General features: G+C 63.5%; 20 protein-coding genes. 6 read left to right on the top strand and 14 right to left on the bottom strand.

Annotated features, from left to right (window positions below; genetic code table 11):
- The 5 genes from FJ953_RS10240 to FJ953_RS10220 all read right to left on the bottom strand — a co-directional run bounded on the left by FJ953_RS10240 (nt 1) and on the right by FJ953_RS10220 (nt 6,766).
- On the bottom strand, nt 1-2,190 hold the full coding sequence (locus FJ953_RS10240) for an anthranilate synthase (protein ID WP_140624198.1): 2,190 nt from the start codon (nt 2,188-2,190) through the stop codon (nt 1-3).
- Nucleotides 2,191-2,412: 222 nt separating this feature from the next.
- On the bottom strand, nt 2,413-3,468 hold the full coding sequence (locus FJ953_RS10235; RefSeq protein WP_140516964.1) for a succinylglutamate desuccinylase/aspartoacylase family protein: 1,056 nt from the start codon (nt 3,466-3,468) through the stop codon (nt 2,413-2,415).
- 92 nt (nt 3,469-3,560) lie between these two features.
- The gene (locus tag FJ953_RS10230) at nt 3,561-4,739 is read right to left on the bottom strand and encodes an MFS transporter (protein ID WP_140496075.1); all 1,179 of its coding nucleotides are present in this window, start codon (nt 4,737-4,739) and stop codon (nt 3,561-3,563) included.
- A 192-nt stretch (nt 4,740-4,931) separates the two neighbouring features.
- A complete protein-coding gene (locus tag FJ953_RS10225) occupies nt 4,932-6,308 on the bottom strand; it encodes an FAD-containing oxidoreductase (protein ID WP_140624196.1) in 1,377 nt (458 codons plus the stop codon).
- Entirely contained in the window at nt 6,305-6,766 is a 462-nt protein-coding gene (locus FJ953_RS10220) for a DUF4126 domain-containing protein (RefSeq protein ID WP_140516958.1), read from the bottom strand. Before FJ953_RS10220 ends, FJ953_RS10225 begins: the two co-directional genes overlap by 4 nt.
- 133 nt (nt 6,767-6,899) lie before the next feature.
- On the opposite strand from FJ953_RS10220, the gene FJ953_RS10215 reads away from it, so the two are divergent.
- The gene (locus FJ953_RS10215; protein ID WP_140624194.1) at nt 6,900-7,457 is read left to right on the top strand and encodes a sugar O-acetyltransferase; all 558 of its coding nucleotides are present in this window, start codon (nt 6,900-6,902) and stop codon (nt 7,455-7,457) included.
- Nucleotides 7,458-7,472: 15 nt separating this feature from the next.
- Here FJ953_RS10215 and FJ953_RS10210 read toward each other — a convergent pair whose 3' ends face one another.
- Complete coding sequence (locus tag FJ953_RS10210) at nt 7,473-8,468, bottom strand: helix-turn-helix domain-containing protein (RefSeq protein WP_140624192.1); 996 nt, start codon at nt 8,466-8,468, stop codon at nt 7,473-7,475.
- Between the two features lie 134 nt (nt 8,469-8,602).
- Between FJ953_RS10210 and FJ953_RS10205 the strand changes: the two genes are divergently transcribed.
- Nucleotides 8,603-9,247: a cysteine hydrolase family protein gene (locus tag FJ953_RS10205; RefSeq protein WP_140516952.1), complete on the top strand. Its 645-nt coding sequence runs from the start codon at nt 8,603-8,605 to the stop codon at nt 9,245-9,247.
- A 69-nt stretch (nt 9,248-9,316) separates the two neighbouring features.
- Here the strand turns inward: FJ953_RS10205 and FJ953_RS10200 are convergent, their stop codons facing one another.
- The 8 genes from FJ953_RS10200 to FJ953_RS10165 all read right to left on the bottom strand — a co-directional run bounded on the left by FJ953_RS10200 (nt 9,317) and on the right by FJ953_RS10165 (nt 19,633).
- On the bottom strand, nt 9,317-10,996 hold the full coding sequence (locus FJ953_RS10200; RefSeq protein WP_140624191.1) for a formate--tetrahydrofolate ligase: 1,680 nt from the start codon (nt 10,994-10,996) through the stop codon (nt 9,317-9,319).
- A 392-nt stretch (nt 10,997-11,388) separates the two neighbouring features.
- Nucleotides 11,389-12,513, bottom strand: a complete 1,125-nt coding sequence (locus tag FJ953_RS10195; protein ID WP_140582174.1) for a DUF2333 family protein — start codon at nt 12,511-12,513, stop codon at nt 11,389-11,391.
- 105 nt (nt 12,514-12,618) lie between these two features.
- Nucleotides 12,619-13,917, bottom strand: a complete 1,299-nt coding sequence (locus tag FJ953_RS10190) for a DUF6638 family protein (RefSeq protein WP_140624189.1) — start codon at nt 13,915-13,917, stop codon at nt 12,619-12,621.
- A 42-nt stretch (nt 13,918-13,959) separates the two neighbouring features.
- Nucleotides 13,960-15,870: an ATP-binding protein gene (locus FJ953_RS10185; protein WP_140624187.1), complete on the bottom strand. Its 1,911-nt coding sequence runs from the start codon at nt 15,868-15,870 to the stop codon at nt 13,960-13,962.
- Between the two features lie 24 nt (nt 15,871-15,894).
- Entirely contained in the window at nt 15,895-17,040 is a 1,146-nt protein-coding gene (locus FJ953_RS10180; RefSeq protein ID WP_140624186.1) for a hypothetical protein, read from the bottom strand.
- Between the two features lie 40 nt (nt 17,041-17,080).
- Nucleotides 17,081-18,169 carry a hypothetical protein gene (locus FJ953_RS10175; RefSeq protein WP_140496064.1) on the bottom strand — a complete coding sequence of 363 codons (1,089 nt, stop codon included), beginning with the start codon at nt 18,167-18,169 and terminating at the stop codon, nt 17,081-17,083.
- A 326-nt stretch (nt 18,170-18,495) separates the two neighbouring features.
- Complete coding sequence (locus tag FJ953_RS10170; RefSeq protein ID WP_140496063.1) at nt 18,496-18,885, bottom strand: cytochrome c family protein; 390 nt, start codon at nt 18,883-18,885, stop codon at nt 18,496-18,498.
- A gap of 136 nt (nt 18,886-19,021) precedes the next feature.
- Nucleotides 19,022-19,633: a thymidine kinase gene (locus tag FJ953_RS10165; RefSeq protein WP_140516940.1), complete on the bottom strand. Its 612-nt coding sequence runs from the start codon at nt 19,631-19,633 to the stop codon at nt 19,022-19,024.
- A gap of 75 nt (nt 19,634-19,708) precedes the next feature.
- Here FJ953_RS10165 and FJ953_RS31100 point away from each other — a divergent pair, with 75 nt between their 5' ends.
- From FJ953_RS31100 to choV, 4 genes are all read left to right on the top strand, one after another.
- A complete protein-coding gene (locus FJ953_RS31100) occupies nt 19,709-19,834 on the top strand; it encodes a hypothetical protein (protein ID WP_263483040.1) in 126 nt (41 codons plus the stop codon).
- Nucleotides 19,835-19,871: 37 nt separating this feature from the next.
- Nucleotides 19,872-20,807, top strand: coding sequence for a choline ABC transporter substrate-binding protein (locus FJ953_RS10160; protein WP_140496061.1), 936 nt, complete (start codon nt 19,872-19,874; stop codon nt 20,805-20,807).
- Nucleotides 20,808-20,946: 139 nt separating this feature from the next.
- The gene (gene choW, locus FJ953_RS10155; RefSeq protein ID WP_140496060.1) at nt 20,947-21,801 is read left to right on the top strand and encodes a choline ABC transporter permease subunit; all 855 of its coding nucleotides are present in this window, start codon (nt 20,947-20,949) and stop codon (nt 21,799-21,801) included.
- Complete coding sequence (gene choV / locus FJ953_RS10150) at nt 21,798-22,979, top strand: choline ABC transporter ATP-binding protein (protein ID WP_140496059.1); 1,182 nt, start codon at nt 21,798-21,800, stop codon at nt 22,977-22,979. The genes choW and choV overlap by 4 nt, the downstream gene beginning before the upstream one ends.
- Nucleotide 22,980 lies beyond the last annotated feature (1 nt).

Here is a 22,980-nt window from a genome sequence, read left to right as displayed (position 1 = left end):
CTAGGCGGCCTTGTCCTTGGCCTTGCGCGGCAGGTGGGCGACGATGTTCTCGATGATGCGCATGCCGGCATTGTGGCCGAGCGTCATGATCGATTCCGGATGGAATTGCACCGCGGCGATCGGCTCCTTGCGGTGCTCGAAGGCCATGATGACGCCGTCTTCGGTCTCGGCGGTGACCACGAAATCGTCGGGTAGCCGCACCGGATCGGCGAAGATCGAATGGTAACGGCCGACGGTGACTTCCTTGGGCAGGCCGGAGAAGATGATGCCGGGCTTGGAGACGCGAATGCGCGACGGCTTGCCGTGCATCGGCACATGCAGCTGCCGCAATTCGCCGCCATAGGCCTCGGCCAGCGCCTGCAGGCCGAGGCAGACGCCGAAGATCGGCAGCTCGCGGGCGCGCGCTCGTCCGATGGTGGCGGCGCAGTCGAAATCCTTGGGCGTGCCGGGACCAGGCGACAGCACGACGAGATCCGGCTTCAGCCGGTCGAAAACTTCTTCCGGCACGGGGGTGCGCACGGTCGAGACATTGGCGCCGGTCTGACGGAAGTAATTGGCCAGCGTGTGGACGAAGCTGTCTTCATGGTCGACGAGCAGGATGTTGACGCCGTCGCCGACGCGCGCGGTGGTGCGCTCGGTGCTGGCGGCATTGCCCGTCTTGGCGTCGCGGATGGCGGAGAGCATGGCGGAGGCCTTCAGTTCGGTTTCGGCTTCTTCTTCCTCGGGAATGCTGTCGAACAGTAATGTGGCGCCGGCACGCACCTCGGCAATGCCGTCCTTGATGCGGATGGTGCGCAGTGTCAGGCCGGTGTTCATATCACCGTTGAAATTGACCATGCCGATGGCGCCGCCATACCAGGCGCGCGGGCTCTTCTCGTTCTGCTCGATGAAGCGCATGGCCCATAGTTTCGGCGCGCCGGTGACGGTCACCGCCCAGGCGTGCGAGAGAAACGCGTCGAAGGCGTCCATGCCTTCGCGCAGCCTGCCCTCGATATGGTCAACCGTGTGGATAAGCCGCGAATACATCTCGATCTGGCGGCGGCCGATGACGCGCACCGAACCCGGCTCGCAGACGCGCGACTTGTCGTTGCGGTCGACATCCGAGCACATTGTGAGCTCGGATTCGTCCTTCTTGGAATTGAGCAGCTTCAGGATCTGCTCTGAGTCGGAAATGGCGTCGTCGCCACGCTTGATCGTGCCCGAGATCGGGCAGGTCTCGACACGGCGGCCGTTGACGCGCACGAACATTTCGGGCGAAGCGCCGATCAGGTATTCGCCTTCACCCAGATTAATGAAGAAGGAATAGGGCGAGGGGTTGATTGACTTCAGCTTGCGCGAAATCTCGGAGGGTTGGGTCTCGCAGCGTTCGTAGAACATCTGCCCGGGTACGACCTCGAACAGGTCACCGCGCTTGAAGCTGTCCATCGCGCGGCGCACAAGATTGGCGTATTCGCCGGGTTCATGGTCGCCGCGCGGCGGGATACGGTCGGCAGTCTTGAACGGCTCGGCGATCTCGTCGCGCGGCAGGCCTTCGGTCGAAAAACCCTTGCCGGCGTAGTCATATCGATCGGTCCAGGCCTTGGCCGAATAATGATCGACGACCAGGATCTCGTCGGGCAGGAACAGCACGAGATCGCGCTGGCTTGGCTTGCGTTCGAGCTTGTAGTCGACCGGATCGAACTGGAAGGCGAGGTCGTAGCCGAAGGCGCCGTAAAGGCCGAGATTGGCGTCTTCGGCGGTCTTGAACAAGGCGGTGATGGCGCGCAGAACCGTGAAGACGGAAGGAACGCGGCTGCGTTCTTCTTCGGTGAAGACGCGGCCCGGCTTGGCGACGTCGAGGCGGATCAGCTTTTTCGACGCCTCGGCGATCGTGATCTCGGCGATATCGCCGAGCGTCTTGACGATGACCGGCAGAAGCACCTCGCCCCGCCGGTTCAGCGCCTCGATGCGCATGGACCGGCCACGCGCCGAGATCACCAAAGGCGGGTCGATGATGGCGGTGTCCCAACGCGTATAGCGGCCGGGATATTCATAGTTCGAAGAAAACACCGCGCCCCGGCGCGCATTCAGCCCGTCAACATAGGCGTCGATGGCGCCTTCATAGGGCCGGTCGTGGCGCTCGCGGGTGATGGTGATGCCACCCCCGGTCACAAAACTCTCTGCGCCGTTGTCCAGAACCTTCATCGTCATTGCCGTCTCCATCAGCTTCTTGGGCAACGGACCCGGGAATGGCTTGGAAAAAACAAATGGCCGCCCGGACATTCCGCTGCGGCCACCCTCTCTTTTCACGCGCACGCGTTCGAACAGGCCGCTGTCAGCAGGCCCACCACCAAACGGTCTTGATCGAACGCATGTTCATGGCGATTCCCATAGCGGCGATTGAGCGACCGCGCAACTGGATTCGGTGGAGGCTCAATCTTCCAGGGTGCCGGACCTTGCGTCGGCGCTCTTCCTGTCGCCCACCAGTTTCAACAGATCCTCGCCGGCGCGGATGATGCGGCGCGAGCGCCGGGTCAGGACGATGCCGGCCTGCGGCGCGAACACCTCGGTGCGGCCATCGGCTTCGCCCGGTGCGTGGACGATGACGGCAAGCCGCGTGTCCTTGGCGACGCGGTCGCCGGGCTCCACGTCATAGAGCACGGCACCCGCCCGGGGCGCCGGCATCATGTCGATGTTTTCGAGCGGCGCGACAACCCCGGTGAAGGCACCGGGTGAGGGCAGGGCCGGGTCGGCGACCACGCCGCGCGCCACCAGCAGCCGGTAGAGCCCCGCGGCGTCCGACGCCGCGAACGCGCCATCGACATCGAGGATGCCGCGATATTCGACCGTCGTGACGACGCGCCGGTCGAGCTTCGCCACATCCGCGGGAACGTTCTGATAGGGCATGATCGAGGCGCCCTCGAAAGTGCCGTCCGTGTCTTCACTCCACAGCACCACCGCCTCGACGCCCATGGCGGCGGCGCAGTCGGCCATTGCCGGCCACAGGCTGGTGTGGACATACAGGTAGGAAAGACCCTCGTCGTCGCAATGCAGGTCGAGCACGATGTCGTGGCCGAGCGAAAGCTGCACCAGTCTCGTCTTCAGCCGCTGGTCGGGCGTGCCATGCGCGGTGTCGGGCAGGAGTGCCGTGTCGGGCGCGGCGAGCAGCGGGAAACCGCGGTTGAAGTTGGTGCGCGTGCCCAGATGAAAACGGCCCTGATGTTCGCCGAAATGATACTGGGCGCGGCCGATCGGATTGGCCCAGGGCACGATGGTGATGTCGCCCTTGATGCGCCCCTCCGCCTCGGCCCTGGCCAGCATCGGCATCAGCGCGTCAATGGCGACTACTCCGGGCAGTTCGCCGGCATGGAGTGCTGCCTGCAGATAGGCCGAAGGCGCGGATTCGTCGGTTCCAGCGAAGCGAAACAGCGGGAATTCATAGGAAACGCCCTCGCTGTCGCCGGCTATGCGTTCGATCGATTTCTGCATGGGGTCTTTCTCCGTCGAGAGGCGAGAAGACATTCCTCTTCGACTGTGCGCTTGTCGATTGGTCCAGGCTGTCGCGCTATGGGCGCAAGCAGCTACTGCGCGGCAGGTTGAAGAGTGACGACCGGAGCGCGCTGGTCCAGTGCCCGCGAGGCAACGGCTACGGCGACCGCCAGCAGAGCTAGTGCCGCGCCCACCAGCGGCAGGTTGGCATAGGAAACGCCCCAGGAGAGCGCCACGCCGCCGATCCAGGCGCCGCTGGCGTTGCCGACATTGAAGGCGCCCTGGTTCAGCGTGGCGGCAAGGTTCGGTCCCTCGGAAGCGGCTTCCACGACACGGATCTGCAACGGCGGCACGACGACGAAGACGAGCATGCCCCACAAGAAGACGATGCCTATGGCGACACTGGCGATAGCGCCGAACTGCATGAAGCCGACAAACAGGACCGCCAGCAGCAGCAGCGTGCCGATGACCGTCGGCATCAGCTTCCAGTCGGCCAGCCGGCCGCCGATGATGTTGCCGATGGTCATGCCGGCGCCGAACAGCAAGAGCACCCAGGTGACCGCTGAAGTCGAGAGGCCGGACACGTCGGTGAGATAGGGTTTGATGTAGGTGAAGACGGCAAACAGGCTGGCTGAGGCGAGCGCCGCGATCAGCATGGCCAGCCACACCTGCAGCTTGCCGAGCACGCGCAATTCGCCGCGCAAGCCGTCGCCGCTTGGTTCAGTGACATCCGGCGGCACTAGCCAAGCGATCGCCGCGACCGAGATCAGCCCGATGCCGACCACCGCCAGGAAGGTGGCGCGCCAGCCGAAGGCTTCGCCAAGCGCCGTTCCGGCGGGAACGCCGAGGATGTTAGCCAGCGTCAGGCCGGCGAACATCAGCGCGATGGCGCTGGCACGCTTGTTGCGGGGCACCAGGCTGGCGGCGACGACCGAACCGATGCCGAAGAAGGCGCCGTGGCCGAAGGCGGTGAAGACGCGCGCGCCCATCAGCATCCAGTAATTGGGCGCGATGGCGCAGAGCAGGTTGCCGACGACGAACAGTGCGGCCAGTCCGACCAGCACCGGCTTGCGCGGCAGATGCGCGGTGGCCATCGCCACGATCGGTGCGCCGAAGACCACGCCCAGCGCATAGCCCGTGACCAGCAGCCCGGCCGCGGGAATGGTCACGCCAAGGTCGGCGGCGACCTCCGGCAGCAGACCCATGATGACGAATTCGGTGGTGCCGATGCAGAAGGACGCAATGGCAAGCGCAAGGATCGGCAAAGGCATGGGAGGTCCAGACTGAATCGGTTCAAATGGAAACTGCGCGAGCGCCCCATGGCGCACAAGCGCCATTGCCGCAATGCAGCAATGCAGAAAACGGAGAGCAAAGAGGCACTGGCAGCGGTGCTTATGCCGTGCTGCCTAAACGACCCTGACCGAACCCGGCCGAGCGGCCGAACCGACCGCTGAAGCCGGAGTTCAGACCAGCGGCTTCAACTCCTGGGCGATGGTTGGCAGCAGTTCCGAGACATTGGGGTGGATGTGCATGGCGCGCGCCAGCGTGTCCACAGGCGCCTTGGCATACATCAGGTCAAGCACGCAATGCACGGCTTCATCGCCGCCGGGGCCAAGCACGCAGCAGCCGAGGATTTCCCTTGTGTCGGCGTCGACGAGGATCTTCATGAAGCCTTGCGTCTCGCCTTTCTCGACGGCGCGGCCGACGCGGGTCATCGGTCGCTGGCCGACCAGCGCGCGGCGTCCCGACTTCTTCACCGACGCCTCGGTCATGCCGCAGCGGCCGAGCGGCGGGTCGATGTAGAGAGCGTAGGCCTCGATGCGGTCGCTGACCTTGCGCGGATCATTGTCGAGCAAATTGGCCGCGACGATCTCGTAATCGTTGTAGGACGTGTGGGTGAAGGCGCCCTTGCCATTGCAGTCGCCCATCGCCCAGATGCCGGGCACGCTGGTGCGCAACTGGTCGTCGACGGTGATGAAGCCGCGTTTGTCGACTTCGATGCCGGCCTTGTCGAGGCCGAGATCGTCGGTATTGGGCGTTCGCCCCAGAGCCAGGAGCACATGCGAGCCGACGGCCGGCGGCTTGCCGGCGGAGAAGGCAACGGCAATATCCTCGCCCTGCCTAGCAAAGCTTATGGCGTCGGCGCCGAGATGGACCGCGATGCCTTCGTTTTCGAGGATCGACAGGATGGCGTCGGACACATCCTCGTCTTCGCGGCCGATCAGCCGCGAGCCCTTTTCGACAATCGTGACCTCCGCGCCGAAGCGGCGGAACATCTGCGCGAATTCGAGCGAGATGTAGCTGCCGCCGACCACCACGAGGTGGCGCGGCAACACGTCGAGGTCCATCATCGAAGAGTTGGTGAGAAAGTCGATGTCGTGAATGCCGGGCAGATCCGGTACCGATGCGCGGCCGCCGGTGTTGAGAAAGATCTTGCCGGCGGTCAGGAGATCATCGCCGACGCGCACCATGTTGGCGGATTCGAAACGCGCATGGCCGCGATAGAGCGTGCATTTATCCATGTCGGCGATCCAGGTTTCCAGATTGCCGCGGGCGTCGTTCGACACCTTGTCCTTGCGCGCCTTGACCCTGGCATAGTCGACGCCGACCGGGCCGGAGAGGGTCACGCCATAGTCCGCGGCGCGCCGCGCCAGATGCGCGGCATAGGCGCTGGCGACCATGGCCTTGGTCGGCATGCAGCCGGTGTTGACGCAGGTGCCGCCGACCAGCTTGCGCTCGATCAGCGCCACGCTCATGCCGGCCGCGGTCAGCCGGCCGGCCAGCGAAGGGCCGGCCTGGCCGGCACCGATGACGATGGCATCGAAGGTTTTCGCCGTCATGCCACCGCCGCCACGATCAAGAGGCCGCCGACGATTGCGACCGCATCCTCAATGAAGGCCGCGGGCTGGTCCTTGCCGAAGGCGGCCGCCAGCCGGCCGCGCGCCTCCGCGCCGCCGAGCGTGCCGATGACGGCCCCTATGGCGCCGGCGATCAGGCAGACGATGGTGGCGCCGCCAGTGGCGCCGATCACGGCGCCGCTGAAGGCGCCGAGCAGGATGCGGGCGCCGAATTGCTGCGGCACCTTGCGGCTCGGCGTCGACGGCAACTGATCGGTGACCAGCTCGACGATGGCCAGGATAGTGAAAATGCCGACAGCGGCCCAGTGGCTCATGAAGCTTGCCCAGGTGCCGGCAACCGGCAGCCAGCCGAGCCAGGCGCCCCAGGCGACGGCGGCCGGCGCGGTCATGGCGCGCAGGCCGGCAATGACCCCGATCAGAAGTGCAAGAATGTAAAGCATGTTGATCCCCCTCGATCCCGGGCCGGGACAGCCCTGAAAAGGCAGGCTACCATAGGTCCGGTATTTGGCCAGTACTTGCATAGGCGCTCTCTTACGCCGCAACGGTGCGTGGCAATGATGACGGAGGCACCGCATGGCTGAGAGCGAACGCGCAAAAATGGCGGCGGGCGAGTGGTATACGTGCATGGATGACGAACTGGAGGCGCTGCGTGGCGTGGCTGCGGGCGCCGTATTCGAGCACAATTCGCTTGCGCCCCGTCAGCGCGGCAACATCGGGCCTGCCTTGCGGGATCTGCTCGGCGGCGCGGGCGAGGGCGCCCGCATCGAGGCGCCGGTCCACTGTGCCTATGGCTTCAACATCTTTCTCGGGGACGGCGTCTTTCTCAATGCCGGCTGCATCATTCTCGACACGGCAAGCGTGCGCATCGGCAAGGGAACGCTGCTCGGCCCCAATGTGCAGATCTATTGCGCCGAGCATCACAGGGAGGCCGCGGGGCGACAAGCCGGGCTGGAAATCGCCAGGCCGGTCGAGATCGGTGCCGATGCCTGGATCGGCGGCAGTGCCGTCATCCTCGGCGGCGTCAGCATCGGCGAGGGCGCCATCGTCGGCGCCGGCGCCGTGGTGACGCGCGACGTGCCCGCGAACATGACGGTGGTCGGCAATCCGGCGCGGGCGGTCAAACGCGGTTGAGTGCCCGGCGGGCGCTCAGTGCGAAAGCGCGTGCGGCGACCGGTCGCCCTGGTCGGCCCGCCTGGAAAATTCACGCCGGTATTGCGCCGGGGAGGTCCTGAGACGCGCCGAAAAATGCTGGCGTAGCGAAGCGGCGCTGCCGAAGCCGGCCTCGAAGGCCACGACGTCCATCGATTTTTCCGTCGCCTCGAGCAGACGCTGCGCCAGTTCAAGCCGTTGCTCGATCAGCCAATCGCCGAAACTGGTGCCGATCGATTTCTGGAAGCGGCGGGTGAAGGTGCGCCGGGTCAGGCCGGCGGCTTCGGCGACGCGGTCCAGGCTGTGCGCATCGCCGAGCGTCGCACGCACCGCGTCGAGTGCTTGTGTGAACCTGTCGGTATCGGCGCTCCTCGCCAGCGGGCGCTCGATGAACTGCGCCTGTCCGCCTTGCCGGTGCGGGGAGAGCACGATCTGCCGCGCGAGCCGCAGTGCTGCCTCGGCGCCGTAGCGGGCGCGAACGATATGGAGGCAGCAGTCGAGCCCGGCCGCGACGCCGGCCGACGTCACCACGTCGCCATTGTCGACATAGAGCACCTCGGCATCCACCGCGATGTCGGGATGAAGCTTCTGAAGCCGCTCGGCGTAGGCCCAATGCGTGGCCGCACGCCGACCGCCAAGCAGTCCGGCAGCAGCGACTGCGAACGTTCCCAGGCAAAGGCCGACGATCAGGGCACCATTGCGGTGGGCCCGCCGCAGTGCCTGCGTCAGCAGTTCCGGCAGCGGGTCTTCGAGATCCCGCCAGCTCGGCACGATGACGATGTCGGCGCCGTCGAGCCCCTCAAGCCCATGCGGCGCGGCGACGCTCAGCCCGGCCTCGGTGTGGACGGGCCCGGCCTCGATCGCGCAGATGCGGAAGTCGAAGCGCGGCAGGCCGAACGATGTGCGATCCTCGCCGAACACCAGGCAAGGGACGGAGAGATGGAACGGGCTGATGCCGTCGAAGGCGAGGACGGCGACGATCGGGTGGGTCATGTCTTTGCCAGGGATTTCTGCGCGGGTTATGGCGGATTGTCCCAATTCTTTCGAATGATGTCAATCGGGCCACTTTCGTCCGATGGTGGCGGACCTATGCTCGGGCATCACATCAAGCCTCAAAGGAATGCATCATGTCCGAACCAGCCAGCAAGACGCCGCGCCGCGCGCTCGTCGTCGTGGACGTCCAGAATGACTATGACGGCGGCAATCTCGCCATCCAGCATCCGCCGTTCCGCGACAGCGTCGTCAACGTGGCGCGCGCAATGGACGCGGCAGCAGCGGCCGGCATCAAGGTGGTGGTCGTCAAGCAGATGGCGCCGGAGACGTCGCCAATCTTCGCCAAGGGCAGCCATGGCGCGGAATTGCATCCCGAGATATCGAGGCGGCCACGCGACCACTATGTCGAGAAGACGCTGCCTTCCGCCTTCACCGGCACCGATCTCGAAGAGTGGCTGCGCGCCAACGCCATCGATACGATCGTGGTGGTCGGCTACATGACGCATAATTGCGACCTGTCGACCATCATCCACGCCGTGCATATGGGCTTTGCCGTCGAGTTCCTGTCCGACGCGACCGGCTCGGTGCCTTACGCCAACAGCGCGGGCTATGCCTCGGCCGAGGAGATCCACCGCGTGGTGACAATCATCCTGCAGTCGCGCTTCGCCGCCGTGCTCAAGACCGCCGAATGGATCGAGTGCCTGAAGACCGGCACCTTGCCGGAACGCGATACGATCTTCGGCTCCAACCAGCGGGCGCTGGCTCGCAACGCTGCGTAGTCGTCTGCGGAAATACAAAGGGCGCCGCATCGCTGCGGCGCCCTTTGCACTTTTTGGAATTGAGGATTTCTAGAACAGGCCTTCGATCTGGCCGGCTTCGTTGAGGAAGATCTTTTCCGACGACGGCGCCCTGGGCAGGCCGGGCATGGTCATGACCTCGCCGCAGACAATGACGACGAAGCCGGCACCCGCCGAAAGCCTGACCTCGCGCACCGGGACGGTGTGGCCGGTTGGCGCACCGCGCAGGTTCGGGTCGGTCGAGAAGGAATACTGCGTCTTGGCCATGCACACCGGCAAGTGGCCGTAGCCGGCCTGCTCCCAGGCGTGCAACTGGTCGCGCACCGACTTGTCGGCGATCGCTTCCGAGCCGCGATAGATGCGCTGGACGATGGTGTTGATCTTCTCGAACAGCGGCATGGCGTCGGGATAGAGCGGCGCGAACTGCGAGGCACCGGATTCGGCCAGCGCCACCACTTTCTTGGCGAGATCCTCGATGCCGGCCGAGCCGTTGGCCCAGTGCTTGCACAGGATCGCCTCTTCGCCCATCGAGGCGACATAATCCTTCATCGCCTGGATTTCGCCATCCGTGTCGGAGTAGAAGTGGTTGATGGCAACTACCGCCGGCACGCCGAACTGCCTGATGTTCTCGATGTGGCGGCCGAGATTGGCGCAGCCCTTCTTCACCGCCTCGATGTTTTCCTTGCCGAGGTCTTCCTTCTTGACGCCGCCATTCATTTTCATGGCGCGTACGGTGGCGACGATGACCGCCGCCGCCGGCTTCAGCCCGGCCTTGCGGCACTTGATGTCGAAGAATTTTTCCGCGCCGAGGTCGGCGCCGAAGCCGGCTTCCGTGACGACGTAGTCGGCAAGCTTGAGCGCCGTCGTGGTGGCGACCACCGAGTTGCAGCCATGCGCGATGTTGGCGAACGGGCCGCCGTGCACGAAGGCCGGATTGTTCTCCAGCGTCTGCACCAGATTCGGCTGCATGGCGTCCTTGAGCAGCACGGCCATGGCGCCGTCGGCCTTGAGGTCGCGGGCATAGACCGGCGACTTGTCGCGGCGATAGGCGACGATGATGTCGCCCAGGCGCTTCTCCAGGTCCTTCAGGTCGGTGGCGAGGCACAGGATGGCCATGACCTCCGAGGCGACGGTGATGTCGAACCCGGCCTCGCGCGGATAGCCGTTGGCGACGCCGCCGAGCGAGCAGATGATCTCGCGCAGCGCCCGATCGTTCATGTCCATGACGCGGCGCCAGGCGACGCGGCGGGTGTCGATGCCGAGCTCATTGCCCCAGTAAATGTGGTTGTCGATCAACGCCGACAGGAGGTTGTGCGCGGTGGTGATGGCATGAAAGTCGCCGGTGAAATGGAGATTCATGTCCTCCATCGGCACGACCTGCGCGTAGCCGCCGCCGGCCGCACCGCCCTTGACGCCGAAATTCGGACCGAGCGAGGCTTCGCGGATGCAGATGATCGCTTTCTTGCCGATGCGGTTCAGGCCGTCGCCGAGGCCGACGGTGGTGGTCGTCTTGCCTTCGCCGGCCGGGGTCGGGTTGATGGCGGTGACCAGGATCAGCTTGCCGTCCTTGTTGCCCTTCACCGATTTGATGAATTCGGCGGAGACCTTCGCCTTGTCATGGCCATAGGGCAAAAGGTGTTCGGTCGGGATGCCGATCTTGGCGCCGATCTCCTGGATCTGTTTTTTCTTCGCACCGCGGGCGATCTCGATGTCGGACTTCACTTCTGCCATGACGGCTTTCCTCTGGATTGGACGGTGGAGGGGACGGGTTGATCACTGGTGCATGTTCGATACGCCGCGCGGGCAAGGGCATGTTCTAGCCCTCTCGCTGCCGTGGCGTCAACTTTCATGCAACTATGTTTCCTATGAAGAAAATTCCTCTGCGGCGGGCCGACCTGCCTCCGGTTCTTTCTGGCTCCGCTTGCCGCGCCGTATAGAAGCCAGAGCGGGGACGCGTCCGCCGTCTCAAAACAGCCGCGCAATGCACGGAATGCGACAGACAAGGCGGCGCAAATCCGCCATCGCCGGCCTAAAGCGCATCGCGCTTCAGGCATTTGTCTCCATGCATGTCGTTCTCCCCAGGCCGGACCACTTTTGAGCCACATGCATTGGGCCGACCAGCCCTACTGCGTCAGCACGTTGCTGATTTCGACCATGTTGGAACGCACCCTGAGCACATAGAAGCCCATGGTCGTCAGATGCGTGGGCAGGAGCCAGCCGTCCTCGCGGCCATTGGCGATGATGAAGGGCTGGATGCGCAGCGCCGAGACGAACTGCGCGTCCATCGTATCCCACAGGCTCTGCAGGTGCTTTTCCTTGATGACGTCCTCGAAGTCGGCCTGCGCGCCCTTCATCAGTCCGTAATAGGCGTAGAGCTGGCCATAGGCGAACCAGTAGCGGTCGTCGGCGCGGAAATCGAACCAGCCATTGTTATGGTTTTCGGCACGTTCCTTGAGGATGGCCGAGGTCGAGCCGATATCGCTGGCGATACGGTCGATATATTGCTTCAGATTGTCGGCACGGGCATCAAAGGTGGCCTGGCAGGTGGCGAGGCGGGCGTTGAAGGAGCGCAGCTTGCGCACGGCGTCGCGATAATAGCTCGGGGTCGGCGTCTTCGGGCCGAACGGGCTTACACCGAAATACCAGGTGTACTCGTCGAACTGCAGATTGCCGCGCGCATCCTGCAGGTCGGCGTCGATCTGCGATGTCGTGCGCACACGGCCGAGATTGTCGGCGAGCTCGGTCGCGGTGCGGCGCACCGCCTGGTTGATGCCGCGCTGGAACGAGGCCTTGTTGTCCATCCACGGCGTGTTGTCCCAGCTGATGCCGAACAGGCCGAGCTTGTAGAGGATCATCGACGAGATCCAGGCATTCTGGTTAACGTTGAAGTCGGTCAAATCGGCGGCAATCTGGGCGATGCCGGAGTTGCCGCAGGTCCTGGCAGTGTCGGCACCGGCACCGGCGGCTACCTGTTCGCCCGCCGAGATGTTGCGCTTCTCGAACGTGTAGGTGTCGGGATAGTTCGGGTTGAAATTGTTCCACCACTGTGTGGCGTAGAAGAAATTGGCATAGAGGCCGAGCAGCACGAGCAAGGCGAGGCCGAGCACGGCCTTGAGGATCCAACCGCGCTGCGTATACCAGCGCCCGGCCCAGATGAACGGCCACAAGATGACGCCGATCAGAAGCCCGATGCCGCGGCCGATCCATTGGAAAATCCTGACGAAGAAGTTCACGATCGGATCGAGCATGGCTGTGTCACCCCCTCAAAGCATAATGTCAAAAAGTTGCGGACTTTTTGGATAACATCATGCGCCAAAACAACAAGTTAGAACGAAATGACGGCCGGTTTCGTTCTAGTCAGTCAGGCCGTAAAGGCGCGTGCGGAACGCCACCTTGTCCTTCAGATATGTGGTTTTCAGAATGTCCACAACATGCGATCGCCAGGCGTCGCTGAAGTCCTCATAGTCCTTGTAGAAGCCCTGCTTGTTGAAGACGTAGCGCGAGACGAAGTCCGACGGCACGAAATCCGAGATCAGCCGGTTGGTCAGCCAGGCGTCGGGATGGTCGGGCTTGGCGCGGACCACCAGGAAGCGCTGCTGCGGGAACACATCCTCGATCTTGAGATGGCCGAGCTGGGCAATCTCGCGCTTGGCGGCGTTGAGGAAGGGGAAATTGCCGTCCCTGGTGATCAGGTCGGCATGACCCTGGATCCAGGTCTGCAGCCAGACCTTGTCGACGTCGGTCAGATTGCGGTTCGGCTCGGCGTCGCGGATCAGCGCACGCACCACCATCTCGGCGCGGTGCTCGAGATAGCCCGAGGCTTCGATCCAGGAGGCGCGCGGCAGTTCGATGCGGCCGGTGGCGGCGAGGAACTTGAACACCTTGTCGGCGTCCTTGATCGAGAGATAGCTTACCTGCCACGGCCGCGAGCGGCGGAAACCGGGGGCCGCCGGATCGCTGATGACGGTCGTCATGTCGGGGTCGACGAACACGTAAAGCCCGCCAAAATGACTGGTCCAGTAGGCGTTGTGGCGGAAGATTACCTGGTCGGGCACCAGCGCGTTCTCGCGGATGTCGCCGCAGATCTTGGCCAGTTCCACCATGCGGGTGAGCATGGCGTTGTCGCGCCAGGCGTCAGGCTCCTGTTTCAGGCGGTCGACGAGCTTGCCGAGCTCCGCGGCCTTGCCCAGCACATCTTCGGCCGACAGCACCTTGAACTCGACCTGGTTGATCGACAGCAGATCCTCGATATCGTTGACCTTGGGAATGGAATCCTCGATCTCGCCGTAGATGACATCCTTGATGGTCAGCGCGTCGATGGCGCGCTGATTCCTGGACATGAACTCGAACATCAGCTGCGAGGTGTTGGAGAAGGCGGTGTGCACCACCGGCAGGTCGATCTGCGACGGCGTCAGGATGATGAAGCGGCGGTTGACCTCATTGGGATCGAGGTAGCCGTGGTCGCCGCATTCCTCCGCCACTTCCGGCGAAAAACCGGTGCGGTCGATCTGGAAGCTCTTCAGCTTGGTGGGCTCGAGGCCAAAGGCGGCAAGCGCCTTGTTGTAGCGCTCGATGAGATGCGGCTCGTCGACGACGAGCAGCCGGCCGTAAATGAGCTCGTTGTCGCGCAGGAGATCGGGTTTGCGGGCCATTATTCCTTCTCCCACAAGGGGAGAAGGAAAGGCCGGAGCGCATCACGCATTCCACAGCCCCTTTTTCTTCATCTCCTCCATCTCACGCGCTGCCCGTTCGCGCAGCCGCGCGTCACGCAGCAGCTTTTCCACGGCGGAGTCGTCGGACTTGTCGGAGTAGCGGAACTCGCTGTCGGCGTAGCGGTTGATCTCCTGCATGACCATGTCCATCGAGAACGGGCCGCGCAGTTGCTCGATCATCACTTTCTTCTCGTCATAGCTCTTGTGCATGAAAACCTCTGGTTTTTCGAACCAGTCGTCGGGAAGCTCGATGTCCATGGCGCGCATCTTGATGGCGTCGGTGACGTTCTTGATGGCGCGGCCGGTGAAGCGCGGCTCGGCCTGCTTGATCAGGTGCAGATAGGTGCCGATGTCGGCCATGGTCTTGGGCGCGCCATTCTCCTTCATGTAGCGCTCATGGACCCGCATCAGCCCGTCCTCCTGCGGCTTCTCGTGCTCCTCATAGGCTTCGGCCACGGCGCGCTGGATCTCCTGCGCGGCGTAGAGTTCGTGGTCGCCGAGCGGGATCTTGTGGTTCTTGCCGGCGAGCAGCACGAAAATGTCGATGTAATCGTCACGCGTCTGCGGCCCGTCGACCAGCCAGCGGGCGCCGGCGCGCTGGCGCAGCGCATCGTCGACATTTTCGGGATAGTTGGAGAACATGCCGAACGAGCAGTTGCCGCGCACCACTGTGGCGGCACCGGCGAAGGCGTCCATCAGCACGCCGGTGATCTCCTGCTGGCCGGCCGAGGCGCGGTCGTCGGAACGGCGCGCCGCCACCTGGTCGATGTCGTCGATGGTGCCGAAGCCGATGACGCGCGGGTTCAATACATTGTTGATGAACTGGCGGCAGTTCTGGCCGGACTTGCCCTGATATGACGAGATCTGGTCGACGCCGAAATTCTCGTAGGCGAAGGGATAACCGGCGACCTGGCAGTAACCATTGACAAGACCGGCAATCATCTGGATCAGGGTCGTCTTGCCGGTGCCCGGCGCGCCGTCGCCGATGAAGGTGAACAGGAAGCCGCCGAGCTCGACGAACGGGTTCAGCTCGCGCTCGAAATCATAGGCCATCAGCATCTTTGCGAGCTTGACCGACTGATATTTGGCGATGTGGTTGCCGACGACCTCTTCCGGCTTCTTGAAGGACATCACCAGCGGCTTGGAACGCTTGCCCGGCGCGACGTCGAAGCCGTCGAGCGTGAAATCGTCGGCATCGATGCGGATATGCGCGTTCTCGAATGGGCCGATGCCGTCGAAGCGGCCTTTTCGCGCCAGGAGGCCGTCAATGGCGACACGGGCGAAGGCGCGCGCCCTGGTCATCAGGTCGGCATCGTCGGATGCACCCGAAATCGCCTTGTCTAGGCCGGCCAGGATCGACTTCACCGCGTCCTGCGGCGTGTCGAAGAGGAAATCCGGCTCGGGAATGTCGTTGGGCGCCTCGCTATCGCTGTCGATGAGCTGGAACAGGTAGGAGGACAGGCTGAAGGCGGAAATGTAAGCCGAGGCCGACAGAAGCTTCTTGAAGGTGGTGGCCTCGTCGCCTTCGAGGGGAGCGCGGGTGTTCCTGGCCTGCAGGCTTTCGAGATCCGAGCCTTCGGCGAAAACATCCGATATGGCGAGCGCGAGCGCCGTACCGCGCCGGGCACGAAACAAAAGTGTGTGCTGCGGGATGGTCAGCAACTGGTCGTCGGGGTGAACGGCGCCGACGGTCTTCGCCAGCTCGACCTCGCGCGTGCGGCGCACCGAACCGACAGAGACGGTGGAGACGAAGCGGCGCTTGGTGCCGGCAAGCGCGGTGCCGGAGGAGCTGGACGGGTCTTCCAGCACGACGATGCGGGTGATGAAGCTCTGCGCGATGGCGCGGTGCTTCTCGATCGCCGCTTCCGGGATGGTGGTCAGGCCGGTATCCATGAAGGTTGCTCCGTGGTGTGACGGTCAGACGTCCGAGATGACCTGTCCGTTGGACAGGATATGGACCTTGTAGCCGGAAAAGATCTTCTGCGCCTCGCCGGCGGCATAGAGCGCCTGGTAGGCCTCGTGCGGGATCAATGCGTGGTTTTCGTAGCTCGACACGCCCTGGCGCGCGGCCTCGAGGTCGTCGGTGTTGATGAAGAACTCCTGCGTCGTCTTCTCGCTCGAAAACAGCCCCTTGCGGCCGGGTTTTTCGCCCTTGGAGTAGACCTCCTGGATGGTCCAGGTCAGCAGCCAGGCGTTCTCCGGCTTGCGCACCTTGGCCAGAACCTCGGTCACCGTAGAATTGTTGTCGGTGATCCCGGCCGAATAGAAGGGGCCGAGCACGACGCGCCGAAGCTGCTTGGGGTGCAGCGGCTCGAAGTCCTTGTCGAGATTGACGGCGATCGTTGCCGGCGACAGCGTATAGGCCGAGTTCTTCTCGGTGAAATCGTCGAAGCGATGGGCAAGCTCGGGATTGAGCAGGCCATCGACTGGCAATGGAATGTCGATCTGGTCGTTGAGCTTGCCATTGCGGTCGACGAGCTGGCGGATCATGTCTTCGGAGGAATCTTCCACCGTCACCATGTAGACCAGCGGCAGGTTGGCGCTGCCGTCGAAGGTCGCCCAATGGACCAGGTAGTAGGGCCGCGCCGTCTTCGGATTGACGGAAACCTTGGCCGTCTGCGCCAGGGTGAAGGGGCCGAAGGTCTGCTCGCTCTTGACGTCCTCGAGATAAAGCCTCTCGGCCATCGACTTCTGCAGCGCTTGGGGGAATTCCTTGTGGCGCAGGATGAAGTCGGCCATCTCCTCGCGCAATTCGTCGGCCAGTGGGATGTTGGCGAGCCGCGTGTCAGCCTGGCGGCGGTCGTTTTCGAGCTCGAGCAGGTTCTGGAACACCGGGAATCCGCTTTCGGCGCGCGAAATGCGGAACGTGTCCATGAAGCCCAGCCGGTTGCGCCAGCAGGAGAACGACTTGTCGAGCCGGGCGATGTATTCGGCGACGATCTTGGCGACGATGCCGTGCCGGTAGAGCGGCGAGCGATCGTCGCGCATGAACACTTCCAGCCCGCTGAGCGCTGCCGTGATTGCCGAGAAATACCGCGCCGCCGCGTCGTTTTCGGAGGTCATGCTATTGGCCATGGCATTGTCGCACCGGTGCGGGCGGCAATTACGACTGCACGTAATTGGCCGAATTGTGCTTCTTCAGCACTTCGTCGAAACGGCGGGCGAAGGCGTCGTCGGCCAGCTTCTTGCGGCGCTGGATGTCGGCGGTGGCCACCATGTTCTTCTCGTGCATCTCGAGCAGGTCGCCAATGTGCTTCTGCGAGGCGGCACCAATGCCGGCCATGGTCTCCTCGGCGGTGTTGTCGACCTGGCTGCCCAGCGTGTTGATCTTGTGGGCGACGTCCTGCTGAGCCGCGGTCTTCAGCGAATCCTCCAGCGCCTTGTAGAGAACGATGCGCTGCTCGGTGTCGATGGTCAGCTTGTTGATCAGGGTCGACTGTGCGGCGATCTGGTTGTTGAGCGAATCGACGAAGGTCTGGAACATCGAGGTGTAGCGCTCCAGCGTCTGGCTCTCGGCCAGCAACTCCTGTTCCTTGGCCTGCTTCTCATTGTATTCCGTGGCGAGCTTGGAACGTTCGCCTTCGAGCTGCGTGCGTTCCTTCTGGCTGGTGGAGGCCGCGATCTTGTTTTCGATGTCGAGCAGCATCGGATTGAGCTCCTCGATGCGCTTCTGCACGGTTTCCAGGTTGGACATGGTGGCCTTGCGGCGCTCGATAACCTGCGACAGGCTGGTCTCGGAGGTCTTGTAGCGCTGGTCGAGGACTTCTTTCTGCGCCTTCAATATGCCGACGATGGTGTCGGACTTGGCCAGCAATTCCTGCAGGTTGCCCGCCAGTGACATGTTGCGGACGCGGTCGGTGCGCAGACGCTGCTTGCGCTGGCTGGAGAAGATGCCGATGAAGTTTTCCCAGCCGGTGTAGTTCTTCATGCTCTCGAACTCGGCGCCGAAAACGTTGGTGGCGTCCTCCAGCCCGATGATCAGGTCGGCAATATTGCCTTCCATCACCTTCTGTTGCTTCAGCACGTCTTCGATGCGGGCGTTCTCGATATCGAAATTGGCGTCGCCGATCTTCTTGTCGGCGGTGGCAAGTTTGTCGAGCACGGCGCCGGACTGATCTATCTTGGTGCGCATGTCCTGGACGACCTGCTTGGTCCTGGCAATTTCGGCATCGAAATTCTGCAATGTCGCCATAAGGGCCTCCCGCTCCGGCATCAGGTCGCTGATTGCGAACAGCGGCGAATATATGTGGGGCTTCAGGGGATTGAAAGACGTGAAGACAGGGGCGCTTCGAAAACAAAAACCTTGCCCACGCCCTTGAAACGCAATCGATCCGCGATCATGGCGAAAGGATCGTTTGGAATACGCGTGGTTCAACTGTCATTGAACTTCAACGTCGGCGGATGTCGGCCAGGCATTCAGTCCCCCGCTGCCACGAATGCCTGAAATCCGACGGAGCATTGAGCGCGGTGAGGACGGTGGCAGCTCGGCGTCCATCGCGGGGACGGAATAATCCTGGCTCAGGGCTTGGGATCGGCCTTCAGATAAGCGATGACATTGGCGATGTCCTCGTCGTTGTTCAGGCCGGCAAAGGCCATCTTGTTACCGGGCACTTTTTGCCGCGGCGCCTTCAGATACTCGGCGAGGTTGGCCTCGTCCCAGACGAGACCGGCGGCGCCTGCACTCTTCATCGCTTCGGAGTAATGGCCGAGGAAGCTCTCGGCACTGCCGGCGGCGCGGCCGACGACACCCATCAGATGCGGGCCGACCTTGTCGCGGTCGCTCGCTGCTTCATGGCAGGCCATGCATCGGTTGAAGACCCTCTTGCCCAGTGCCGGATCGCCGCCGGCATGGGCGGCAAGGACGCCGGCAAGCAGAAAGGCTGCGGCAGACGAAGCGGCTCGAAACATGGCTATCCCCGACGAGTTCTGGCTGGAACGAGAGGACGCAGAATAGGACCGGGGCCTTAACAAACGCTGCATCGTGGCGGGATCGCGAAAGCCGATCGATGGCGGCAAGTGTGGCGGCCGTGATGCCACAGCCCGGTCAAGGCGCGACAAAGCCGATGAAATCGTCGGGGGCGGCGCGACCCATTTCTTCTTCCCAGTGGCGACGGCAGAGCGAGACATAGACGTCCTTGCCGATCGCCACCTGTTCGCCCTGCCGAGCGACCTTGCCGTCGGGGCCGAGGCGCACCACCATCGTCGCCTTGCGGCCGCAGCGGCAGATGGTGCGCACTTCGCGCAGCTCATCGGCTATGGCCAGCAACGCGCGCGAGCCGGAAAACAGCTTGCCCTGGAAATCCGTGCGCAGGCCATAGCACATGACCGGGATGTCGAGCCGGTCGGCGATCCGGGCGAGCTGCCAGACCTGCTCCTCCTCGAGGAACTGCGCCTCGTCGACGAAGACGCAATGCACGGCACCGTGCTGATGATGTTCGGCGACGCGGGCGAACAGGTCGTCGCCGTCACGAAACATCTCGGCTTCCGTTTCCAGTCCGATGCGTGACGAAATCAGGCCGGTGTCGCCCTTGCGGTAGTGGCCGGCGACGAACAGCATCGTCGTCATGCCGCGCTCGCGGTAATTGTACGACGCCTGCAGGAGCATCGTCGTCTTGCCCGCATTCATCGTCGCGTAGTGGAAATACAGTTTGGCCATGGCGCCCTTTTAAGCCCACTTGGCCGGGCCCGGGGAAGGCCCCTGGCAGGCCTTCCACCAAAAAAGCCGGCTTGCATGGAAAAAGCGGCAGACGTGTCGCTGATCGGCCAGCCAGCGCCGTTGATCGTGATTGCCTTAATGCTTGAAACCGCACGAGAATGGTGTTTGGCTGACGAAACAAGGCGGGCACAAAAACCGTGACTTCGCCTCGCCAAAGAATCGAAATGGGAGAAAGTTCATGTCGCGTATGAATTCCTTCGTCGCAGGCCTCGGCCTTGCGGCTTTCTTGTCGACGAGCGCTGCCTTCGCCGGGGATCCGGCTAGCTGCAAGGCGGTACGCCTTTCCGATGTCGGATGGACCGATATCCAGGCGACGACCGGCATCGCCTCGGTGCTGCTCACGGCGCTCGGCTACGAGCCGCAGGTAATCCAGCTATCGGTGCCGGTGACGATGGCGTCGCTGAAGAACAAGGACCTCGATGTCTTCCTGGGCAACTGGATGCCGTCGATGACCAACGACATCAAGGACTACACGGCCGACGGTTCGGTGGAGACCATCAGCACGAACTTGACCGGCGCCGGCTACGGCATCGTCGTGCCGACCTATGTGGCGGATGCCGGCGTCAAGACACTCACCGACCTCGGCAAGTTCAAGGACAAGTTCGACGGCAAGATCTACGGCATCGAGGCCGGCAATGACGGCAACCGCATCATCCTCGACATGATCAAGAACCCGAAGGACAATCTCGAAGGCTTCGAACTGGTCGAATCCTCGGAGGCCGGCATGCTGACGCAGGCCGAGCAGTCGATGAAGAACAATGAGTGGATCGCCTTCCTCGGCTGGACGCCGCACCCGGTGATGGGCGCCATGAAGATCACCTATCTCGACGGCATGGGCGACAGCGGCTTCGGTGCCGCCACCGTCCACACCAATGTGCGCAAGGGCTACACCACCGAGTGCCCGAACGCCGGCAAGCTCATTGCCAACCTCAAGTTCAACCTGGACATGGAAGGCCAGTTGATGGACGCCATCCTCAAGGGCGGCGACGCCCAGACTGTCGCCACCGACTGGCTGAAGAAAAATCCGGATGCCGTGACACCCTGGATCGCCGGCGTGACCACCTTCGACGGCGGCGATGCGGCAGCGGCCATCAAGACCGCACTGGGGAGCTGAGCCGACTGACTTCGGCATGCACGCGTGAGAACAAAAGGGCAGCCACTGGAAAAGGCTGCCCTTTTTCATATGCTGTGAGAAGATGACGTGACGACAGCGGACACCGCGGCAAAGCGATGCCGGTAGGAGAGGGGGCAAGATGGATCCGATTTCCAAATTCCTGGTCAGCTACAAGATTCCCATCGGCCCATGGGGCAAGGCGTTCTTCGGGTTTCTCACCGACAATTTCGACACCGTCTTCAGGGCCTTTTCCAACGGCCTGAACTTCATCCTCGACGGCCTGGTCGACCTCCTGCTGGTGGTGCCGCCGGTGCTGCTGGCGCTCATCATCGCCATCATTGCCTGGCTGCTGCAGCGTTCGCGCCCGCTCGCGATCGGCGTCTTCCTCGGGCTGATCTTCATCATCAACCAGAACCTGTGGAAACAGACGGTGCAGACGCTGGTGCTGGTCGTGGCCGCCGCCGCCATGGCAATGGCCATCGGCGTGCCGCTCGGCATCTGGGCGGCGCACAAGCCGAAGGTCTACCGCTTCATGCTGCCGGTGCTCGACCTGATGCAGACGCTGCCGACCTTCGTCTACCTGATCCCGGTGCTGACCCTGTTCGGCCTTGGCAACGCGCCCGGCCTCATCGTCACCATCATCTTCGTCATCCCGACCGCGGTCCGGCTCACGCATCTCGGCGTCGTCTCGGTGCCCAAATCGATCATCGAGGCCGGCGAGGCCTTCGGCGCCACCAGGAGCCAGCTGCTGTGGAAGGTCGAGCTGCCCTCGGCGCTGCCCACCATCATGGCGGGCCTGACCCAGTCGATCATGCTGTCGCTGTCGATGGTGGTGTTCGCGGCGCTGATCGGCGCCGGCGGGCTCGGCACCGAGATCAACCGCGCGCTCGGTTCGCGCCGCATCGATCTCGGCCTCGAGGCCGGGCTCGCCATTGTCGTGCTCGCCATCGTGCTCGACCGCATGACCCGCATTGGCGTTGGAGGCAAGAAATGACCGTCGCCGTCGATTTCAGGAACGTCGATATCGTCTTCGGCGCCGACCAGGCGGGTTCGCTGGCGCTGATCGACAAGGGTGCGACGCGCGCCGAGATCCTCGAGCAGACCGGCAATGTGCTCGGTTGTGCCGGGGCCAGCCTTACCGTGCATGAGGGCGAGATTTCCGTCCTCATGGGTCTGTCCGGCTCGGGCAAGTCGACACTGCTGAGAGCGGTCAATCGCCTGAACGTCGTCTCGCGCGGCCAGGTTCTGGTCAAGGATGGCGACCGCACCGTCGATGTCGTCACCTGCGACGAGGCTACCTTGCGGCGCCTGCGGCAGAAGCAGGTTGCCATGGTGTTCCAGCAGTTCGGCCTGCTGCCGTGGCGGACGGTGGAAGAGAATGTCGGGCTTGGCCTCGAACTTGCCGGCGTGCCGGACGCCGAGCGCAAGGAGCGCGTGCACAGGCAGCTCAAGCTGGTCAATCTCGAGCAGTGGTCGAAGAAATACGCGCATGAGCTTTCGGGTGGCATGCAGCAGCGCGTCGGGTTGGCGCGCGCCTTCGCCACCGAGGCGCCGATCCTTCTGATGGACGAGCCGTTCTCGGCGCTCGACCCGCTGATCCGCACCAAGCTGCAAGACGAGTTGCTGCAGCTGCAGGCCGAACTGAAGAAGACCATCATCTTCGTCAGCCACGACCTCGAGGAAGCGCTGAAGATCGGCAGCCACATCACAATCATGGAGGGCGGACGCATCGTGCAGACCGGCGCGGCGGAGGACATCGTGCTCAAGCCCGCTAACGATTATGTCCGCGACTTCATCGCCAATGTGAATCCGCTGTCGGTGCTCACCGCCTGGAACGTGATGCGCGACCGCCGCGATCTCGAACAGGGCAAGGACGGCTGGGTGTGGCTCGACCGGCGCAAGACGACGCGCTTCAAGATCGACGACCATGGCCTCGTGGCGGCGGCTGAGCGTGACGGCAAGCCGGCGGTATGGGTGTCCTGCGCCGAGGTCGAAGGCCAGCCCGAGGAAGCGGCCCAGGTGTTCTGGGCCAATCCCGGAACGTCGCTGAAGACCGTGATGCTGGCCATGCACCGGTCGCAGACTGCGCCCGTGGCGCTGTTCGATGACCAGTCGCGCTTCGTCGGCGCGATCGGCATCAGGGACGTGCTGAGCGCGGTGCTGCGGCGGTAAT

The sequence above is a fragment of the Mesorhizobium sp. B2-3-6 genome, from assembly GCF_006442305.1.
In the GTDB taxonomy this organism is placed as follows: domain Bacteria; phylum Pseudomonadota; class Alphaproteobacteria; order Rhizobiales; family Rhizobiaceae; genus Mesorhizobium.
The sequence above is the reverse complement of the archived record's forward strand: the minus strand, read 5'-3'. Positions and strand labels throughout refer to the sequence as shown.

Bases quoted from the DNA above. Each gene is read 5' to 3' on its own strand.
- FJ953_RS10215 (WP_140624194.1), top strand. From the start codon at position 6,900: ATGGCTGAGAGCGAACGCGCAAAAATGGCGGCGGGCGAGTGGTATACG.
- FJ953_RS10170 (WP_140496063.1), bottom strand. From the start codon at position 18,885: ATGTTTCGAGCCGCTTCGTCTGCCGCAGCCTTTCTGCTTGCCGGCGTC.
- FJ953_RS10230 (WP_140496075.1), bottom strand. From the start codon at position 4,739: ATGCCTTTGCCGATCCTTGCGCTTGCCATTGCGTCCTTCTGCATCGGC.
- FJ953_RS10225 (WP_140624196.1), bottom strand. From the start codon at position 6,308: ATGACGGCGAAAACCTTCGATGCCATCGTCATCGGTGCCGGCCAGGCC.
- FJ953_RS10220 (WP_140516958.1), bottom strand. From the start codon at position 6,766: ATGCTTTACATTCTTGCACTTCTGATCGGGGTCATTGCCGGCCTGCGC.
- FJ953_RS10200 (WP_140624191.1), bottom strand. From the start codon at position 10,996: ATGGCAGAAGTGAAGTCCGACATCGAGATCGCCCGCGGTGCGAAGAAA.
- FJ953_RS10160 (WP_140496061.1), top strand. From the start codon at position 19,872: ATGTCGCGTATGAATTCCTTCGTCGCAGGCCTCGGCCTTGCGGCTTTC.
- choW (WP_140496060.1), top strand. From the start codon at position 20,947: ATGGATCCGATTTCCAAATTCCTGGTCAGCTACAAGATTCCCATCGGC.
- FJ953_RS10190 (WP_140624189.1), bottom strand. From the start codon at position 13,917: ATGGCCCGCAAACCCGATCTCCTGCGCGACAACGAGCTCATTTACGGC.
- FJ953_RS10195 (WP_140582174.1), bottom strand. From the start codon at position 12,513: ATGCTCGATCCGATCGTGAACTTCTTCGTCAGGATTTTCCAATGGATC.
- FJ953_RS10240 (WP_140624198.1), bottom strand. From the start codon at position 2,190: ATGACGATGAAGGTTCTGGACAACGGCGCAGAGAGTTTTGTGACCGGG.
- FJ953_RS10185 (WP_140624187.1), bottom strand. From the start codon at position 15,870: ATGGATACCGGCCTGACCACCATCCCGGAAGCGGCGATCGAGAAGCAC.
- FJ953_RS10165 (WP_140516940.1), bottom strand. From the start codon at position 19,633: ATGGCCAAACTGTATTTCCACTACGCGACGATGAATGCGGGCAAGACG.
- FJ953_RS10175 (WP_140496064.1), bottom strand. From the start codon at position 18,169: ATGGCGACATTGCAGAATTTCGATGCCGAAATTGCCAGGACCAAGCAG.
- choV (WP_140496059.1), top strand. From the start codon at position 21,798: ATGACCGTCGCCGTCGATTTCAGGAACGTCGATATCGTCTTCGGCGCC.
- FJ953_RS31100 (WP_263483040.1), top strand. From the start codon at position 19,709: ATGGAAAAAGCGGCAGACGTGTCGCTGATCGGCCAGCCAGCGCCGTTG.
- FJ953_RS10235 (WP_140516964.1), bottom strand. From the start codon at position 3,468: ATGCAGAAATCGATCGAACGCATAGCCGGCGACAGCGAGGGCGTTTCC.
- FJ953_RS10180 (WP_140624186.1), bottom strand. From the start codon at position 17,040: ATGACCTCCGAAAACGACGCGGCGGCGCGGTATTTCTCGGCAATCACG.
- FJ953_RS10205 (WP_140516952.1), top strand. From the start codon at position 8,603: ATGTCCGAACCAGCCAGCAAGACGCCGCGCCGCGCGCTCGTCGTCGTG.
- FJ953_RS10210 (WP_140624192.1), bottom strand. From the start codon at position 8,468: ATGACCCACCCGATCGTCGCCGTCCTCGCCTTCGACGGCATCAGCCCG.